The following is a 17,737-nucleotide window of genomic DNA, read 5'->3' on the forward strand; positions in this document are numbered from 1 at the left end:
GATCAGAACGCAGCACCTTCACGCAACGACCCTGCCTCGAACGCAGAGCGGAATTACACCGGCAGGACCGCTCTCTACCTCTCGTACGCCGCGGCTCGTGGCATCGCTTGGCAGTGCGGTCAGTTCACTCCAGGAATCGAACTGTCCCATGCAACGTCATTTTCGAATTCCGAGCCACTGGGAGGTGTCCAGGAGCGGGTAAGGACGAGCCTTATCAACTTTCCGTCTTTTTCGGGATCGATGGCTTGGAAATATTCGAAGGTCTTGGATTGTCCGGGAGCCAGCGTTCCACTGGATGAATCCAGGTGGTTGCTGCCACCGACGTAGTCTCCGATGTATTCATTGTCGCCAGCTTCGACGGAAACGAATTTGTAACCGTCGGAGGAAAAATCTTCCCCAAGCACGAGATGTTTACTGCTGGCGTTCAAAACGGTCACTCTCACGGAGATTACGACCTGACTGGTCCTGATTGAAATTGGCTGCCCATCGAGCGATGTCCCGTAAAATCGCTTGAACGGATCGACTTTAAGCGTGAGCCCATCGCTGTAGGCGTAAGATTTCCCTGCATCAAGAATGCAAGGATAGCTGCCGGAGCGGATATTACCCGCACCCAAAGACGGCTTATGCGGAGGCGTACCACCTGCAGCAATGCACGGATCTGAAGCTTTTGAACCGCTTTTTGGTGTCGCCCGTGGAGGGGTTTTTTCGGCTCGACCGCTGCTAGTAACTGAAGAATTTCCAGAATCGGTGGATTTATTTCCGCTGTCGGAAATGAGTCGCACGGCGCCGTAGCCTCCCAGTGAAATGAGCGCAACCGCTACGGCGCCTAAAACAGCCAGTGAGATTCGACTTCCCCGCGTGTTGTTGATCGTCAGCGGTCCGAGTGAAATATGACTGTTGCGAACCCGGGAGGAACCACCGATTACTACGCTGTGCGAGTAGGACTGGGGTGAATCGGATGACTGCGGATCGGCCAGCGCGCGTACTATCTTATCGTGGAAATCACTGTTGGAATCCAACTCATGTGCGAGCAGGGAACGAAGCGCATTTGCTGAGGCCGGATCCGTGGGATTGCTCGTGACATTCGTCAGAGCGGTCTCGCCCTCCTCGGAGTCGCCCAACTGCCGGCGGACCAGGTCGACCACTGCAGTGCCAGCACCCTGCCCGATTGTGCTCGCTGCACCACTTGCCGCCCCGACGAATATTTCGACTACCGTAGAAATCAGTCCGCTATTTTCCATATTTCCCCCAGTCGGTGCAATTGCTCAACTTTTTCATGCTTGTCGCCCAGCCGCGCGTGAACCGCTCAATGTAACTGAGCCGAGACAGGGCATATGCCAGAGGCGGTCTCCGGGTTCTCGCCGCGCTAGCCGCGGCGGTGGCGGTGATCCGCCGCCGTGGGAGAACCGCTGTCCTTCTGGGTGCACGGTGGCCCGGGCGGCTGGATGGGCAGCGCGGTTGTGGTGGATCGGCGGCGAAGCCGAGGACGCCCAGCACATGCTGCGGGGTATCGGTGATCCACTCGCTGATCGCGATGAGCGAGCGAGCCCCGGTCAGCACCGCCGAGACGGCTGCGCACAGCAGCGCGAGGGCCGGATACCGCAGTCCTCGCGCATCGCGAGGATCGGCGACCAGGATCAGGAAACGCCGCAGGTCAGCAACATCGCTTGAGGTGAGGGGATCAATGGGTCTCAACAACCACATGATCACCAGCACCGTGCCTGCTCTGCTCTCCTGGGCCCCTTGGCGCACAAAGGACATGACGCTACGTCACTCACGAGACCGGCGAACCGGACCAATCCCAATCACGCAATGCCCCTGTGTCGGCCGCCTGGGCTGATGACCTACACGCCCAGCATGCATCGCTCACAGACGAACTACAGCAGGCACACCACGAGCAGTCCGGGTCGGACGAACCTGACCCTCTCGAAGTGAAACGGATTGCGGGCCTTCTCCAACAGATGCCGGCCGTCATCTCAGCCGGTTCACACAGCCTGCGATGCGCCGCTGCCGAGGAGGCCTTCCCTCCCCTGAACGGCAACGACGACTGGCGTCACCGCCGCCTGCTCCAACAGGCCCTCGCCCTTGCGCAGCAGGCCATCCAAAAGGACGCGGCCGACATCTACCGCACTATCGAGAACGCTCTGGACGACACTGCCGCCCGCCTGCTCAACCAAGGCATCCTGGACGACGTCCACGACGCACCGGCACGCCGAATCCTCGTCACGGACTTCCTCACCGAACTCACTGGCGGGCACCGGCCCAAACCACGCACGGTGACACTGCTGCTGGGCCGCCCGGCCGTCAAAGAGTTCCTCGCCCAACAGAAGAGCGCCGCCAAAAGCGAGGCTCAACAGGCTCTGCCGCTCTGATCGGCGAGCGGCCTGCGCCGGTAGCGGGCCGGGCGCAGCGCAGCCCGTGAAGTGACGTGACGCGGGGGCTCATCATGTCCCGGCGTCACGTCACCTGGGCCCTCAGAAGCGGCATCGCAGGCTACGGCCCGTACTCGAGGAGCAGCCGTCCGGCCGCGGCCTTCACGTCACCGCAAACGCCACGCGAAGTCAGTAGGCTGCGCCGGGTGAACCATGCACCCCGAGCTGCCAGCACCTTCCGCCTGATCGTCACGGGGGGAGGTACCGGGGGCCATACCTATCCCGCACTCACCGCGATCCGCACCCTTCAGGAGCGGCTGGCGGGCGAGGACAGGACTCTTGACGTCCTGTGGATCGGCACGGCTGACGGCCTGGAGGCGCGTATCGCCCCGGCCGAGGGGATCGCGTTCGCCACCGTCGCCACGGGCAAGATCCGCCGGTCCAGCAACCCGCTCAAGATGATGTCGACGGCGAACATGAAGGACATGGCCCGGGTCCCGCTCGGCGTGGCGCAGGCGAGGAAGCTGGTGGCTGACTTCAGGCCGGACGTCGTCCTGGCCACCGGCGGGTACGTGGCCGTGCCCGCCGGCCTGGCCGCCCGCCTGTGCCGTCGCCCGCTGGTGCTGCACGAGCAGACCGTGCGTCTGGGGCTCGCGAACCGGAAGCTGGCAGGCTCCGCGACGCGCATTGCGGTCGCTTCACAGTCGACGGTGGCGCTGCTTCCGGAGGCAGTACGCGGTCTTGCGGTCGTCACCGGGAATCCGGTGCGCCCGCAGGTACTGACCGGGCACGCGGACAAAGCAGTCGAGGCACTGGGGCTTCACGGCTTCGACCGGCAGCTGCCGACGGTCTACGTCACGGGTGGGGCCCAGGGCGCCCAGCAGATCAACGGAGTCGTCGGTGATGCGCTCCCGTGGCTGCTGGAACGCGCGAACGTGATCCATCAGTGCGGCCCCGACAACGTCGCTGGCCTGCAGGCCCACGCGGCCGGCCTGTCTGCAGAGTTGGCTGGCCGGTACTGTCTGGCCGGGTTCGTCGGACCGGAACTGCCCGACGTCCTGGCGCTCGCCGATGTCGTGATCTCCCGCAGCGGGGCCGGCACGCTGTCCGAGCTGACCGCACTCGGAAAGCCCGCCGTGTTCATCCCGCTCGCCACCTCCGCTGGCAACGAGCAGGCGCACAACGCCCGCCACCTGGAGGAGGCCGGAGCCGCCGTCGCCCTGCTCGGTGACGTCACCGCCGACCGGCTCAAGGATGCCGTGGGGGTCCTGCTCACCGACCCCGCGCGGCGCGCAGCGATGGCCGACAGGTCGCGGGAGCACGGGAGGCCGGATGCGGCGGACCGACTCGTGGACGTCATCTTGTCCGCCGCATCCGGCTGACACGCGCCGAAGGCTATGGGCGGCTGCGGATGTGCAGCGCCGTGCCTGCCTCGATCAGTACGGCGCAGTCGTTGAAGGCTTCATCGCTGTGGCCCATCGGGTCGGGGATGTCGCGGTCGCCGAGGTAGAGGCCGATTTTGCGGGCGTTCTGCTCGCCGCAGATGGCTTGGAGCGTGGCGAGGACGGTGGCGTCCATCGCCAGGACCGTATCTGCCCAGTGCAGCATGTCCAGGGTGATCTGCTGACCGCGGTGGTGGGTGAGGTCGTGTCCGAGGCGGCGGGCGGCGTTGACCATGGACGGGTGGGCGGGGTGGTCCTGCCATTTGCCGATCAGGCCGGCGGAGCGGACCGTCACGGCCGTGCCGCCCCTGCGGGCGAGCGCGACTTGGGCGAAGGGGCTGCGGCAGTGGTTTCCCAGGCACACGGTCAGCAGTTTGTGCATCACGTGTCTCCGGCGGACTTGATGGCCTGTCCGAGAGCGGCGGCCACTTGGTCGATGTCCGTCTCGGTGAGGTGCTGGTGGAAGGGCAGGCTCAGGATCTGTGCGCCTGCCTGCTCGGTGGCCGGGAGGGGTCGTCGCCAGGCGGCGAAGGCGGGCTGGAGGTGGTTGGGCGGGTAGTGGACGCCTACGGCGATGTTCCGGGAACGCAGTTCGGCGAATACCCGGTCCCGGCGGGCCACGCGGATCTGGCAGAGGTGCGGTACCGCGTGGTCGGCGTCGACGTCGACGAGCCTCACGCCGTCCAGCGGGGCGAGGGCGTCGCGGTAGGTGTGCCACAGGCTGCGCCGGGTGTGCTCGGTGGTGGTGAAGTGATCGAGCTGGGCCAGGCCGATGGCGGCGTTGATGCCCGAGAGCTGGTAGCGCAGGCCGAAGCCGTCCACGCGGTAGGTGGTGGTGTTTGCGCGCTCGTTCTGGGACTGGGTGACGCCGAGGAGCCGCAGGCGGCGGATCGTGTCGGCTTCCTGTGGTGTGCGGGGGATGACCATGCCGCCCTGGCCGCAGGTGAGGTTCTTGATGGGCCCGAAGGAGAAGCAGGTCAGGGCCCCGGTCGCGCCCACCCGGCGGGTACCTGTACAGGATCCGAAGGCGTGCGCGGCGTCCTCGACGACAGCGATTCCGCGTGCATCCAACTCACCCTGGACGGCGGAGAGGTCGATGGCCCTGCCCCCGAACAGGACAGGGACCACGGCGGCAGTGGCAGGGCTGAGCGCCTCCATGACGAGCTGGTCGCTCACGCACAGCGTGGCGGGGTCGATGTCGGCGAACCGCGGGGTGGCGCCGGTGGCAAGGATCGACTGGATCGTGGCGCAGAACGTCATGGACGGGACGACGACTTCATTGCCAGGGCCCACTCCGGCGGCGAGCAGGGCGCTGTGCAGGGCAGCGGTGCCGGAGGCGACCGCCACGGCGTCGGGAACGCCGAGGAAGGCGGCGATCTGCCGCTCGAACTCCTCGGTGACGTCGGTGTGTCCGTACTGTCCAGACGCCAGGGTCCGGGCGACCGCCGCGGCCTCCTGCCCGTAGAGGTAGGGGCTGGCGTTGCGTGCGATGCCCGGCTTCGATGAAAGGGTCACGACGGTCCTTTCCTGGGAGCGGCGAAGAGGGCGAGGTCGGCGGCGTCGCCGACGGCCAGGGTCTCGACGTAGTTGGTCAAGAACACCCCCGTCCGGTAGGCGAGGCAGCCATGATCGACCGGGAGGCCGAACAGGCCGTTGACCATCTGCCCGACGAGATCGGCTCCGGCGGCTTCTGTCAGGGGGAAGCCGCCGGCGATGCGGACGTTGAGTTCCGTGATGCTGACCGTGCCGTCGTCGCGGATGAAGCCCTGGACGCAGCAGACTCCTTGCGCGCGGACGGCGGCCAGCACTCTCGCGACGAGGTCACGCACGGCGGGGGCATCGAAGGTGGTGGAGACCGCGGCGAGGCCTGCCTTCACCAGGTCCCGGCGGCGCAGGATCACCGAGGCTCGCCCGTTGCGGTCCACCAGGCAGTCCGCGGTGAACTCGGTGCCATAGACCCGCTCCTGCACCATGGGCTGAGGGATGAGCTCACACAGGACGCGTGCGTGCTCGCGCCGCTCGACGAAGTGAACGTGCTGCGCCCCGTGGCCACACCGGGGTTTGACGACCAGCTCCGCCCCGTCGGGGACCTGGCCGATCGCCTCGGGCCGCCAGATGCGCGGCGTCGTGATGCCGTGCCCGGTCAGCACGTCGTGGAAGGCAGCCTTGTCGATGCAGGCGTGCACCGATGCTGCGTCCGGGAGCCACAGACGCACGCCGTCGGCGTCCAGCTGGGGTGCCATGGCCAGCAGCGGCGGGATGTCGTTCTCGATTCCGGCCACCACCGCATCGACGGACAAGTCCCGGCACAGGCCGGTCATGACGTCGCGGTAGCCGGGATCGTGGGCAAGGGGAATGACCTGGGGCACGGTGGCGGGCAGCAGGAACCCGCGGGCGAGAGGGTTCGCGTCGGCGGCGATGACCGTGTGGCCCAGCCGGGTCAGGCTGCGGGTCAGTCCGAAGCCCGGGTTGGCTCCGACACCGGTGACCAGGATGCGGCGCGGGACGTGCGGGTCAGTGGGCACGAGCTTCCTCCCCCGCGGGTGCCGACACGGCGGTGGCGCTGGCCGCGTGCGGGTTGCGCGTCAGCGGTGCCCACCGGTCGGGGTTGCGCCGGTACCAGTCGATGGTCTCGGCGAGACCTTCCTCGAAGTCGCGCTCCGGCCGGTAGCCGAGGTCGGCGAGTTTCGTGCAGGTCATGGAGTACCGCAGGTCGTTCGACCGCCGGTCGGGTACGTAGATGACCGAGTCCCAGCTGGCGCCGGTCAGACGCAGGATGTGGTCGGTCAGCTCTTTGTTCGTGAAGTCGGTACCGCCGCCGATGTTGTAGACCTCGCCTGGGACACCGGCGCGCAGGACGAGGTCGACGCCGGCGCAGTTGTCCTCCACGTGCAGCCAGTTCCGCATGTGCTGGCCCTGGCCGTGGAGCGTGATCTGCTGGCCTCGAAGGAGCCGGGTGGCGAACAGCGGGATGATCTTCTCGGGGTGCTGGTGGGGACCGTAGTTGTTCGAACTGCGCGTCACACACACCGGGACGCCGTAGGTGTGGAAGTAGCTCAGCGCGACCAGGTCGCTGGCCGCCTTCGACGCGGCGTAGGGCACAGTCGGGCGCGGCGGGTCGGTCTCGTGCGCCGAGCCCTGCAGCAGCGGTCCGTAGACCTCGTCCGTCGAGACGTGCACAAACTTGCCGATGCCGTGCCGCATAGCCGCGTCCGCGAGGGTCTGGGTGCCGAGCACGTTCGTCGCCAGGAAGGCGCCAGCGGCGAGGAACGAGCGGTCCACGTGGGACTCGGCGGCGAAATGGACGATCGCCGTGTGCTCCTGCACGAGGGAGTCGACGAGGTCGGCGTCGAGGATGTTGCCGTGGACGAGCGCCAGCTTCGGACTGAGGAACGCCTCACCCAGGTTCTCGATGTGCCCCGCGTACGTGAGGGCGTCCAGAACGGTCACCTGGGCAACGTCGTCGGCCTGCAGGATGCGCTTGACGAAGTGCGAGCCGATAAACCCGGCCCCGCCCGTCACGAGCACCCTTTCCAGGGATGCCTCCGCGAAGGTGCGCGGGTTGTCGGTCACGGGGTCCTCCCCCGTGCGCTGAGTGATGTACCGGATGGCGGGTCCGGCTGCGGTGCGATGCCCAGGACATCTGTCACGTCTGACCTCACTGGAGAAGAGTTGGCATGAACGAATCCGCTCGGCGCTCCCGGGCCAGCGACGGCTCGCGTCGATCGGTCACCTCGCGCATCGCCCGGCCGGTACCGGCGTCTGGCCACGAGGATGGGCTCAGCCGTTCGAGTCCGTCGACCAGTTGAAGGGGGTCCCCCAGGGGGTCCCCCTTGCCAAGGAGTCACCGCCGTTATCCACCGAGTGATTCACTGAAGGCGTGGAAGCAACGCCCCAGCACCCACTCGCAGTTGCGCGCCTTGCAGCCGGCCAGACGATGGATGCATTCGTCTCCGGCATCCATGACGCTGCCGCCCGGCGCGGTCTGCGCTCAGGCACGGACGAGGCACGGGTGCGCAAATGGCAGCGCGGTGTCACACCCAGCGAGGAATCCCAGATCTACATCGCCGAAGCGCTCGGCTGGTCACCAGACATCGTCCGTGCCGACGACTGGCCGAACTGGCTGCCGAACGGGCTGATCACCCTCGGCCCCCGCAGCTCCGTGCCCGCCCTTCGAGAGGCCCTGCGAACAGCAATGGAACGCCGAACCTTCCTGACAATCAGCGGCGCCGCCGTCACCGCCCTGGCAGCAGACTGGGCAACCGGCTCTCCCGACGCCCTCACCCGGACCATCAACGACGGCAAACCGATCGGCGAGGATCTCGTCACCTACCTGGAAAACTCCACCACGCACCTCGCCGACCTGCCCACCGAGCAACGGCAGCACACACCCGCACTGCTGGACGCCCACTTGGCCACCGTGACCGACCTGCTCGAACACGGTCGCTACACACCCGGCATCGCCCTGCGCCTTCACACCCTCGCGGCATCCCTGTCCCAGACCATCGCCTGGCACCGCTTCGACCAAGGCCACCACACCCACGCCAGCCAGCACTGGATCGCCGGCCTGCACAACGCCCACGCCGCCAGCGACCACAACCTGGGTGCAGGCCTTCTGGGCGACCTCGCCTACCAAGCCGCCTGGCAAGGCGATCACACCACCGCAGCCCGCATCCTCGAACACGCCCTCACCCGTGCCCAGAACCCCGCCGCCCGCAGCCTCCTCCAACTACGACTCGCCCGCACCCTCGCAGCACGCCACGGCCCCAGCGAACGAAACGCGATCCTCCGCGCCCTGGCCGCAGCCGAACAACACCTGAACGACGCCAGCACCGACCGGCCCGCCTGGTGCGCCTGGATGTCCGAAGCCGACCTCGCCGTCGACTCCGGACAAACCCTCCTCGACCTCGGCGACACACGCCGCGCCCACCAACTGATCTCCGAAGGCGAGCAGATGCTGCCCGGCGCCCGGGACAAGACCCGCGGTGTCTTTCTCACCTACCGAGCCGCAAGCTACCTGGACCAGAAGGAACCCGAACCGGCCGCTGCCGCCGCAGCCGAAGCCCTCCTCCTCGCCCGCCGTATTGGAGCCCCCCGCTGCGTCAAGCTCGTTGACGACCTCCTGCCGCGATTCCAGCCCTACTCTCATGCCTCGGGCGTTCCTGAATTCCTTCACCTCGCCGCGGCGTAGCGCGGTTGACCGCATCGCCCCAAAATGGCGGCGTTTTGCATGCAGTCGCTCACGCAACCGCGCCCGCTCCCCCGCAGGCCGCCGGGAACAATCCGGATTCATCCCTGCGGGCGCGGGGAGCAGCCGAAGGAGCCGACCTTCCTGTACACGGCCTCGGGATCATCCCCCCGGGTGCGGGGAGCAGGCCGGTGGCGGCGGCACCCCGAAGCACTACAAGGGACCATCCCCGCAGGTGCAGGGAGTAGACGCCCTGCATCAGTTGCTTGCGGATCAGGTCGGGACCATCCCCGTGGGTGCGGGGAGCAGTTGTGCCCGTGGGGCGGAGCGTACGTCAAGTGGGGACCATCCCCGCGGGTGCGGGGAGCAGGTCCAACAGTTGACCAACTTGTCACGCCACAGGGGACCATCCCCGCGGGTGCGGGGAGCAGACTGCGCGACCTGCGACGTTATCGGGTCAGCAGAGCGTTTCCATTGACTTTCACCGATCTCGGCAAATCAGCCAAAACGCCCCCGTGTGCAGTCTCGCTTGCAGATCTACATCCATCACCGAGTCTACGAGAGGGTGCCCCTACTACCGGTAATACTCCAGCAGACTGCACGCTGGACTGCCGCGGTCGGACTCGTGGTTGGGCCAACCACGGACGTCCCCAAGTGCTCGGCAGCAATGCGGAATTCCGGATTGTGCAGAGGCGAGCACCAGGTCCTGCGCAGCTGGTGCACTCAGGCCGCTACCCACGTTGAGAAGCCCTCGGCCTTCAACTGCACGTTCAACCCGGCGGTACGAAGCAGGACCGTCTCAGCTTCTTTCTGGAGGCGGCGCGCACCCGACGTGCCGGGCAGTCTCTCCATCTGCGTCCCGGGGGCAAGCATTTGGACCGTCCCTGGAGCCAGCGCCTACCGGTGCCTTGGTCGGGTCTGTGGTCGGCCCGACCATGAAACAACCATGGGTTTTGTGTCCCCATCGTGTCCGTGGTCGGGGCCGCTTGGTCGGCGGTCGGGTCGAGGCCTGCGGGTTTCCTCGAGGTCAGCAAATACGTGATCTGACCTGGGGGTTTGACTATGTCTCCTGGCAAGCAGGCGCTACGGCATGGCGGTTCCCCATCACGGGTCGCAGGCGTAGAGCTGGAGAAGATGAGGCGCCGCGTGCGTGTGTCGCGCCTGATCCTGTTCACTGCGATCGCAGCTGGCCCCGTCGCCCTGGGTGTCGCAGTGATGTCCAGGCAGGCCACCGTGGCTGCCGCCCCGTCGGATGAGAGGGCCTCGGTCTCTGTGGGCACTGCGGCCCCCGGGGCCGACCCTGCGGGCTATGCGCAGCTGTTCGTCGACGCGTGGCTGCGCAGCAGCGCCGACAATGCGAGCAGTGCGCAGGCGCGGCTTGTGCAGTCTCTCGCGCCTGGCGTCGGTCTGCCGGATCACATCGCCGGTGCGCAAGCGGAGCTGGCGTCGGTGACTGCGGTGCGCAGTGTGCAGCGTGGTGTCGGCGTGTGGGCGGTGACGGTGGCTGCGCAGTACGTAGGTGGACGGTTGCGCTACTTCGTGGTCCCGGTGACCGCCGACGCGGGCAGTGGCTCTTTCACTGTGACCGGCGCCCCCGGTGTCGTGGCCGGTCCGGCGCGCGCGGCGGTGAGCCGGTCGCCGTATCGGGTGAGTGTGCCGTCCGAGGGTGACCTAGCCTCAGCCATCGGCGAGTTCTTGGGGGCGTATCTGACCGGGTCCGGGGAGGTGGACCGCTATCTGGCGCCCGGGGTTCGGCTGTCACCCGTCTCTCCCGCTGCGTACACCGCGGTCACCGTTCAGGATGTATCGGGCACCGAGGAGGCTGCGGCGGACGAGAAGGTGCCGGCCGACGGCACCAAATTGCGAGTCCTCGCCCAGGTGGAGGCCCGGGATGCCGCGGGTCGGTGGCCGCTGGCGTACGAGCTCACGCTCCAGGCCCGCTCGGGCCGTTGGGATGTTGCTGCGCTTGAGTCCGGGACCGCCCAGGACGGAGGTGCCCGGTGACCACTGTGCACATTCTGCTCGCCGGGCAGCTCAACGACCTCGGTGACTCATGGATCAACATGTTCCGCCAGTGGGCGACCAAGGGGCTGCAGGCCGGTCTCGTCTGCCTCGTCGTCACGATCATGATCCAGAAGTTCAGTCTCAAGGCCGGTATCGGTGCCCTGCTCCTGATGGTGATCGCGCTGGGTCTGTACAACTCGCGCAACGACTTGGCGAGCATGTTCGAGGACGAGGTGAAGAACCCGTCGAAGAGCGCACCCGCTGCCCCCGGCATCGTCCAGTCCGAACTCCCCTTCTCCCGTAGCCACCCGCCGGACGACGGGGGCCGGCTGTGAGCGCCGCTGGAACAGCGGGTCGAGTGGGGCGCTTCTACACCGCTGCTCGACGCCATCCCTGGGTGCTGGGCAAGGTCGCTGACTGGAGGATCCCTCTTGGCCCCTACACGCCTGCGCAGATCGCGGTTGCAGTCGGCGGCGGCTTCCTGCTGGTGAAGACCATCCACTGGTGGTCGTGGATGGGGCCGGTGCCGATCGTCGCGTGGGTGCTGGCGATCTGGGCGGTACGCCGGCCGAAGATCGCCGGCCGGGCACCAGTGCAGGCTGCCGTGGGCTGGGTGCTGCTGGGCTGGCAGCCGCGGGGAGGGCGGATCGGCGGCAGGGCGGCGCGCGACCGTGGGCCACGGCCGCTGCTGGGGGCATTCACCATCGAGGGTGCGCCCGCGCCGGACCTCGCTGTATCGGCCCCGGCGGCTCGGCTCAGCGCCCTTCGGGCACCGCTCCCCCAACCGGCCGCCGGCCGCTCGTCCGCGCGCCACCACACGCAACCGGCTGCTCCCGCGGTTCTGGCAGGGCCGGTGTCGGGTGTGCAGCAGCTGGTCGCACTCGCCCAACAGACGGGGGGTGTGCGGTGAGGGTTCCGATCCGTCACATCTCCGGGCACCTGGTGTGGTCGACGCAGGGCAGCGTGTGGGCCCTCTACCGCCTGCATCCGGGGCCGGACGCTCAGGGGCAGCGCGAGGAGACCATCCAGGGCACTTACGTGCCCGCAGCTGTCCGGGACGAACAGCTGGCGAAGGTAACCCACTTGGTGCGGTCACTGCCCGGGGCGCGACTGTTCGGTTTGTGTGCCCAGATCGACCCGGGTGAGATCGCCCTGCGGATGATCGAGGGCATCGAGCCGGCCGAGCCAGCGCCCGGTGCGGGCCGGCACCCGTGGGTGGAGAACGTCGAGGCCGCCTTGGATCTGCTGGACGGCCAGGAGATGCACCGCCGCACCCTGTGGCTGGCCGTACCCCTGCAGACCCAGACCGCGGGTGTGCGGGTGCCTGCGTCGCTCGGCGCGGCGTGGGCCGAGATCGCGCCGCTGCTGGGCGTCCGGCCGGTGCCCGTGGCACGGCGTGAGGTGAGCGTCTGCCGTGAGCAGGCGTCCCGGGTGGAGGCCGCACTCGCCGGCGGTGTCGTCTTCCGCCCGGCCCATCCGGCGGAGATCGTGTGGATGGTCCAGCACGCCCTGCACCGCGGTCTCGCGGAGCCTTTGCTGGCTGAGGCAGAGACCTCCGATCTGTACGCAGGACAGGTCCGTAACGGTGTGCTGCGCTCTCCCAGCTACGCCGACCTCGGCCAGGTCCGTCTGCAGGAAGGCGGCCTCGAACCTGGTCTGGACGACGTCGAGGAGCTCAAGAGCGCGGGCCGGATCACCAGGTCGGGCCGCACGGCATGGTGGCGGCTGAAGGCGGGTTCGCCGCTGGGACGGCGCTGGCTGCAGGTCGAGTCCGACGCCGGGATCGGCTACCAGGCGCACCTGGTGCTGGCCGAGTGCCCGCCCGCGGTGAGCCAGGATGCCGCGGATCTGTTCGCCCAGCTGGAGAGCCTGGACTTCCCCGTCGACTACACCGTCGACCTCACCCTCGTGTCTGCGGAGAAGGCGCGCGCTCAGGTGCGGCGCAAGAAGAACGAACTGATCGACCAGGCCGACCAGTACGACGCCCGGCCGACCGGCATGCCTGCCTCGCTCACTGATGCTGCCCGCGACCTGGGCGAGCTCGACGCCCGGCTGTCGCGCACCAGCGTGGAGGTCGAGGTGCAGTCGGTGAGCGTGCTGACCGTGTGGGGGCCGACCGCGGCCGCCTGTGACGCCCGGGCCCGCACTTTGGCCGCGCTGCTCGGCGGCACCGACTACCGGGCGGTGCGCCCAGCTGGCCTGCAGGAGTCCCTGTTCACCCTGGGACTGCCCGGAACTGTCCGGCCAGGCGTGGTGCGGGAGTTCACCCAGCACCAGGTCAGCGAGGACTGGTCGCTGAACGGCGCCTTCACTGCGCCGGAGGTCGGCGACCCGAACGGCATGCTCCTCGGCATCGACCTCGACAGCGGCACGACCCGCCCTGTGATGATCAACGTGGCGGACGCGCCCAAGGCTGATGCCTCGGCTTCCATGGGCATCGTCGGGGATCTCGGTGCAGGCAAGAGCGTGCTGCAAAAACTGATCGCGGAGGCGGTCTGGGCACGTGGCGGCTGCGCGATCTGCATCGACCGCACTCCGGTCCGCGAGTGGGCGGCCTTCGCCCGCACCGCAGCCGCAGGCCGCGTGCAGATCATCGACGCTGCCCAAGCCGAGGTGTCCATCGATCCGCTGCGTATGTTCGACGGGCCCGAAGCCCGCCACTACGCCTTGTCCTACCTCACCCTGCAGCTCGGCATCGGCCCCATGAGTACCAGCGGGGAAGTCCTCCACCACGCCGTCGGCCGGGCCGCCGCGGGCAGCAACCCGTCGATGCACCGCGTCCTTGAGGTCCTCGAGGAGATGGCCACGACCGAGGCGGGCCAGCGGAAGGACGCGGCTTCCACTCTCGCCGGCCTCATCCGGGTCGTCGCCACCAGCCCCTTGGCGCGGATGGTGTTCGATCCGGCGCTGGCGCCGGTACGGCTGGACGCCTCCAGCACCACCGACATGATCGTCATCACCACGACCGGACTGACGCTGCCGCCCACGGCCGCATTCGACAAGCCCGAAGTCCTGCGCCAGCAGCCGCTGGAGGCGTTGATCGGCCGTGCGGTGCTCTATCTGATCGCGGCGATCGCCCGGCAGACCGCGTTCGAGGATCCGGAACGGTTCACCGCCGTGGTCCTGGACGAGCTGTACTGGCTGACCTCCTCGGCCGAGGGCACCGCCCTGGTCCACGAGATCCTCCACGACGGCCGCAAACACGGCGCAGGGCTGCTGGCCGGCTCGCACGACGCCGTCGAACTCGGCCCCGACCGCGGATTGATGGCCTACCGGGCGCTCGCCCGCACCACCGACCGCGAACGGGCGCGGCGCGGCCTGGAGTTCGTCGGACTCGACCCGGACGACGGCGAACTGCTGCGGCTGGTGACCACCGGGCTGTCCCCCGTCGGGCGCAAGGGCCGAGAGGGCGAGTTCCTGCTGACCTGCCCGCGGCAGAACACCGGCCGCATCAAGGTCGCCATCCCCCGTATCGAGCGGATCACCGCCTCCATCACCACCACCCCAGGACGCCGCGCGGGCACTGCCCCGCCCGCCGCGCCTGTGCCCGATGAGGCCGCGGCCCCCTGCCCGAAGGAGAACGCCGGATGATCACGTCTTCCTGGGACCGTTCCCGGCGTATCTCCGCAGTGGTGAGTGCGATCACCGTGACCGGCGTGGTCGTCTGCGCGGTGATCCTGGCCCTTGGGGTGAGCCTGCCGGAACCGTGGTGGCCGCGCACCGGAGAGGCCTTCGCCGCCGGTACCCGCAGCACGCACCACGATCGCTGCGCCTTGATCATCGGCCCGGCCAAGGGGTACTGCGAGCGCGGCATCACCCGCGCCGACGACGGGCTGGGCGGGGCCGGGGCGGTATGGCGGCGGCTGGGGTCCGTCAGTGCGGGTGCGGCTGCCCTGCTGCTGTGGCGGCTGCGGCACGCTTCTGGGCAGAGGCGGCGCTGACGTGTTCCGTCCAGATCGCGCGGCCTTGCGTTCGGCCGGTTTCGTCGTGCTGCTCACTGGTGTGTTCGTCGTGGTCAACAGCCAGGTCGTCTACGCGGCTGGCAACACAGGCGAGAGCGGAGATCTGCTGTCCCCGTTGGATATCGCCTCCTCCGAGGGAGTGCCGATCAGCGGGTATGAGCTGAACGCTTCCGGGGGTTCTATCGTCGCGTTCAAGACGCAGGCCCTGGCTTTTGCCTTGTCCGGCCTCTTCACCCTGATCCGGCTCCTGGTCGGACTGGCGGGGTGGGCTGTTGAGCTGGCGTTCCGGTTCCCGCTGCTGAAGATCCTTGCCCGCCCGGCGCAGAAGGTAGCCGACACCTACACGAGCGTGGTCGTCGAAACGCTCGGGCTGAAGGGCCTGCTGCTGGCATGGGCGTTCGTCTTCGCCGGGTTCATGATCGTGCGCGGAAGGGTGGGCCGCGGTCTGGGCGAAATCTTCCTCACGCTGCTCATCGGGGCGCTCGCCTCCTCGACTCTCATCCGCCCCGACACCCTGCTCGGCACCAACGGCCCTTTGGGCCAGTCCCAGCAGGTGGCCGCCGAAGTCGCCCGGCAAAGCGTCGCCTCCTACGACTGGGGAGGAAAGCTCGCCAGCACTGATCCGTGTGACGGCCTGGCCGGCGGCGCCGAGATCAAGTGTCTGCAGCGTGAGGGAGAGGGGCCCGTGTCCGCGGCGGAGGTGGCCCGGCCCCTGCAGGACTCGATCACGAACGCGCTGATCGTCAAGCCGTACATGCTGCTGCAGTACGGGCGCATCCTCGATCCCGCCAAGCCGTCCGAGCGCAAGGCTTATGCCGTCCACCTGAAATGGATCACCGGCGGGTACAAGGTCGGCGCCCACGTCACCGACGAGGGACGGGCCGCCTGCAAGAAGGTCCACGGTCCGGCCAAGAAGCACTGCGAAAGCGGCTACGCCGAAGGCATCCCGAAAGCGGACGAGGAGAGCGGGGGCCTGCCGGCATTCACTCCCGGCGGTCAGCTCCTGGACGCTTCCAGCGCGCTCGTCGACGACGAGGACCGCGAGTTCTACAGCTTCGTGCAGGACATGAAGCGGTCCGGCGCCGTCGGCAAGTCCTGCGCCGCCTACGCCGAAAAACCCACCTGGTGGCGGATCGGCGGCGCCGCCCTGCTGCTGGTCGCCGCCGGGTTCATCTGCGGCATGCTCCTGTCGTCCGCGATCGTGCTGCTGGGCACCCAGGGCATCTGCGCAGCCGCGGCGGCCGCCGGCGCCGTCACCTTCGTCGCGGGCATGCTGCCCGGGCCCGCCCGGCAGTCGGTGTGGAAGTGGCTGTCGCTGTGGGGGATCTCCGTCGTGGCCGTGGTCGCCGTCTGCGCGTTCGTACCGTTCTTCGGCATCGCCGTCGACGCCACCATCACCAACGGGCCCGACCTGATGGTCGAGCGGATCCTGCTGATCGATGTGCTGGCCATCGCCGGTGCCGCCGGGCACCGGCGCCTGCTGGCCAGCATCACCTCCTTCGGCCGGCGTGCGGCGATGCGGATGCGGTACGCCAAGGTCGGCGGCACCCACCTGCCCGGCGACACCAGCGAACTCGGCGCCGCGCTGGCCATGAACTCCCCCGCCGCGGGCGGCGGTTACGGCGGGGGCCTGCGGGCGTTCACCGGCGGCGGGGGCGGCGGCCGATTCGGGCTGCTGGGCACCCGCCAGCGCCTGATGGGCGCCCTTGCCTCGTTCACCGACGGCGCGGGCATGCCCGTCGACACGGGAGGGATGCTGGCCGATGCGCGTGCTGAGGCGCGGCGTGGGCTTGCCCCGCTGGCCGCGGCGGCGGCCGTGGGCGGGCTGGGTACGCGGCTGGGGGTGAAGGGCGGGCACTGGCTGCTGATCGGCCGCCGCCCGGACCGGGAGCAGCTGGCCAAGTGGCGCAAGCCCACCGCCGACGACGGCGCCCAGGCTGGCGGTCCGCCTGGGACGTCGCCTGGCGGGTCCGGTGGTGGTCTAGGCGGTGCGGGGCCGCTTGGGCCGGGTGGGCCGCCTGACCGCTTCCGCGGCAAGGACGGCCTGATTGTGGACCGGCGCTCGGGGCAGGTGCTGCACGATCAGAGCACCGACCGCACGCTGCTGTCGACGCGGGCGCACAACCGGCTGGTGCGTTTTCGCGGGTATCGCATCCTGCATCGGGGCGGACGGGTCGCCTATGGGGCGACGGCCGGTCTGCCGGCCAGTGCCGAGCGGACGCGTTCGGCCGGATCGCGGTATGCGCAGGATGCGCGCCAGCAGGTGCAGGTGTGGGGCAACACGGTCCGTGAGGATGGCCGGGCCTGGGCAGATGCGGGGCGTCATGTGGCCGGTGTCGTGCGGGAGAACAGCGACAGCGGCGGGAGGGGTCCGTTCGTTGGACGTCGCCTGCCGGTCGCCGCGTCCACTCGTTCACCGGGGCCCGCACGGCCTGCCAGGTCTGGTGGATCTAGCGGCGGCCCTGTCCCGTCGGCCCCACCAGGCCGTGCATCGGCCTCCGGGATCAGTGGTGCTTCGCGGGCTCCGTCTGCCGGTGCACCACCGCGGCAGCAAGGTGGTGCACCGCAACCGCTGGCTGGCAGCTCGCCCAGCGGGCCGGCCCTCCCCGGAATCGGAAGCGCGGGCACCGCGGCGCGTAATGAAGCGCGAATCCGAATGCAGGAGCTGATGCGACGGACGGCGCCCGAGGCTGAACGGCTGCGGCACAAGCGGGAGCAGGCCCGGCAGCGGGACGTGGGCGGTGAGGACGGGTGAGGCCGCCTGGGCGC

General features: G+C 68.7%; 15 protein-coding genes. 9 read left to right on the forward strand and 6 right to left on the reverse strand.

Annotation, left to right across the window (positions count from 1 at the left end; genetic code table 11):
- Nucleotides 1–119: 119 nt before the first annotated feature.
- Both ACFXGX_RS18205 and ACFXGX_RS18210 read right to left on the reverse strand, forming a co-directional pair.
- Nucleotides 120–1,241 carry a hypothetical protein gene (locus ACFXGX_RS18205; RefSeq protein WP_384791730.1) on the reverse strand — a complete coding sequence of 374 codons (1,122 nt, stop codon included), beginning with the start codon at nt 1,239–1,241 and terminating at the stop codon, nt 120–122.
- A complete protein-coding gene (locus ACFXGX_RS18210) occupies nt 1,231–1,716 on the reverse strand; it encodes a transposase family protein (protein WP_384791733.1) in 486 nt (161 codons plus the stop codon). The genes ACFXGX_RS18205 and ACFXGX_RS18210 overlap by 11 nt, the downstream gene beginning before the upstream one ends.
- 215 nt (nt 1,717–1,931) lie before the next feature.
- Between ACFXGX_RS18210 and ACFXGX_RS18215 the strand changes: the two genes are divergently transcribed.
- Together ACFXGX_RS18215 and ACFXGX_RS18220 are read left to right on the forward strand one after the other, a co-directional pair.
- Nucleotides 1,932–2,372 (forward strand): hypothetical protein, encoded by a 441-nt coding sequence (locus ACFXGX_RS18215; protein WP_384791736.1) that lies wholly within the window; start codon nt 1,932–1,934, stop codon nt 2,370–2,372.
- 206 nt (nt 2,373–2,578) lie between these two features.
- Complete coding sequence (locus ACFXGX_RS18220; protein WP_384791739.1) at nt 2,579–3,754, forward strand: glycosyltransferase; 1,176 nt, start codon at nt 2,579–2,581, stop codon at nt 3,752–3,754.
- A 13-nt stretch (nt 3,755–3,767) separates the two neighbouring features.
- Here the strand turns inward: ACFXGX_RS18220 and ACFXGX_RS18225 are convergent, their stop codons facing one another.
- The 4 genes from ACFXGX_RS18225 to rfbB are packed head-to-tail and all read right to left on the reverse strand — an operon-like array spanning nt 3,768 to nt 7,351.
- A complete protein-coding gene (locus tag ACFXGX_RS18225; RefSeq protein ID WP_384791743.1) occupies nt 3,768–4,196 on the reverse strand; it encodes a low molecular weight phosphotyrosine protein phosphatase in 429 nt (142 codons plus the stop codon).
- Nucleotides 4,196–5,329, reverse strand: coding sequence for a DegT/DnrJ/EryC1/StrS family aminotransferase (locus ACFXGX_RS18230; protein ID WP_384791746.1), 1,134 nt, complete (start codon nt 5,327–5,329; stop codon nt 4,196–4,198). Before ACFXGX_RS18230 ends, ACFXGX_RS18225 begins: the two co-directional genes overlap by 1 nt.
- Nucleotides 5,326–6,339 (reverse strand): ATP-grasp domain-containing protein, encoded by a 1,014-nt coding sequence (locus ACFXGX_RS18235; protein ID WP_384791749.1) that lies wholly within the window; start codon nt 6,337–6,339, stop codon nt 5,326–5,328. Before ACFXGX_RS18235 ends, ACFXGX_RS18230 begins: the two co-directional genes overlap by 4 nt.
- Complete coding sequence (rfbB, locus tag ACFXGX_RS18240) at nt 6,329–7,351, reverse strand: dTDP-glucose 4,6-dehydratase (protein ID WP_384791944.1); 1,023 nt, start codon at nt 7,349–7,351, stop codon at nt 6,329–6,331. The genes ACFXGX_RS18235 and rfbB overlap by 11 nt, the downstream gene beginning before the upstream one ends.
- A 343-nt stretch (nt 7,352–7,694) precedes the next feature.
- Between rfbB and ACFXGX_RS18245 the strand changes: the two genes are divergently transcribed.
- The 7 genes from ACFXGX_RS18245 to ACFXGX_RS18275 all read left to right on the forward strand — a co-directional run bounded on the left by ACFXGX_RS18245 (nt 7,695) and on the right by ACFXGX_RS18275 (nt 17,723).
- Nucleotides 7,695–9,005 (forward strand): XRE family transcriptional regulator, encoded by a 1,311-nt coding sequence (locus ACFXGX_RS18245; RefSeq protein WP_384791752.1) that lies wholly within the window; start codon nt 7,695–7,697, stop codon nt 9,003–9,005.
- A gap of 1,059 nt (nt 9,006–10,064) precedes the next feature.
- Entirely contained in the window at nt 10,065–11,006 is a 942-nt protein-coding gene (locus ACFXGX_RS18250) for a conjugal transfer protein (RefSeq protein ID WP_384791755.1), read from the forward strand.
- Nucleotides 11,003–11,341: a hypothetical protein gene (locus ACFXGX_RS18255; RefSeq protein ID WP_384791759.1), complete on the forward strand. Its 339-nt coding sequence runs from the start codon at nt 11,003–11,005 to the stop codon at nt 11,339–11,341. The genes ACFXGX_RS18250 and ACFXGX_RS18255 overlap by 4 nt, the downstream gene beginning before the upstream one ends.
- A gap of 62 nt (nt 11,342–11,403) precedes the next feature.
- Nucleotides 11,404–11,916, forward strand: a complete 513-nt coding sequence (locus tag ACFXGX_RS18260; RefSeq protein WP_384791762.1) for a hypothetical protein — start codon at nt 11,404–11,406, stop codon at nt 11,914–11,916.
- On the forward strand, nt 11,913–14,597 hold the full coding sequence (locus tag ACFXGX_RS18265) for an ATP-binding protein (RefSeq protein WP_384791765.1): 2,685 nt from the start codon (nt 11,913–11,915) through the stop codon (nt 14,595–14,597). Before ACFXGX_RS18260 ends, ACFXGX_RS18265 begins: the two co-directional genes overlap by 4 nt.
- Nucleotides 14,594–14,947: a hypothetical protein gene (locus ACFXGX_RS18270; protein ID WP_384791768.1), complete on the forward strand. Its 354-nt coding sequence runs from the start codon at nt 14,594–14,596 to the stop codon at nt 14,945–14,947. The genes ACFXGX_RS18265 and ACFXGX_RS18270 overlap by 4 nt, the downstream gene beginning before the upstream one ends.
- Nucleotide 14,948: 1 nt before the next feature.
- Complete coding sequence (locus tag ACFXGX_RS18275; protein WP_384791771.1) at nt 14,949–17,723, forward strand: hypothetical protein; 2,775 nt, start codon at nt 14,949–14,951, stop codon at nt 17,721–17,723.
- The last annotated feature ends 14 nt before the right edge of the window (nt 17,724–17,737 follow it).

Origin of the sequence: Streptomyces sp. NPDC059371 (assembly GCF_042751995.1) — a bacterium.
Classification (GTDB): Bacteria; Actinomycetota; Actinomycetes; order Streptomycetales; family Streptomycetaceae; genus Streptomyces.

Excerpts from the sequence above, each read along its gene's own strand:
- ACFXGX_RS18205 (WP_384791730.1), bottom strand. The coding sequence starts at position 1,241 with ATGGAAAATAGCGGACTGATTTCTACGGTAGTCGAAATATTCGTCGGG.
- ACFXGX_RS18225 (WP_384791743.1), bottom strand. The coding sequence starts at position 4,196 with ATGCACAAACTGCTGACCGTGTGCCTGGGAAACCACTGCCGCAGCCCC.
- ACFXGX_RS18250 (WP_384791755.1), top strand. The coding sequence starts at position 10,065 with ATGTCTCCTGGCAAGCAGGCGCTACGGCATGGCGGTTCCCCATCACGG.
- ACFXGX_RS18270 (WP_384791768.1), top strand. The coding sequence starts at position 14,594 with ATGATCACGTCTTCCTGGGACCGTTCCCGGCGTATCTCCGCAGTGGTG.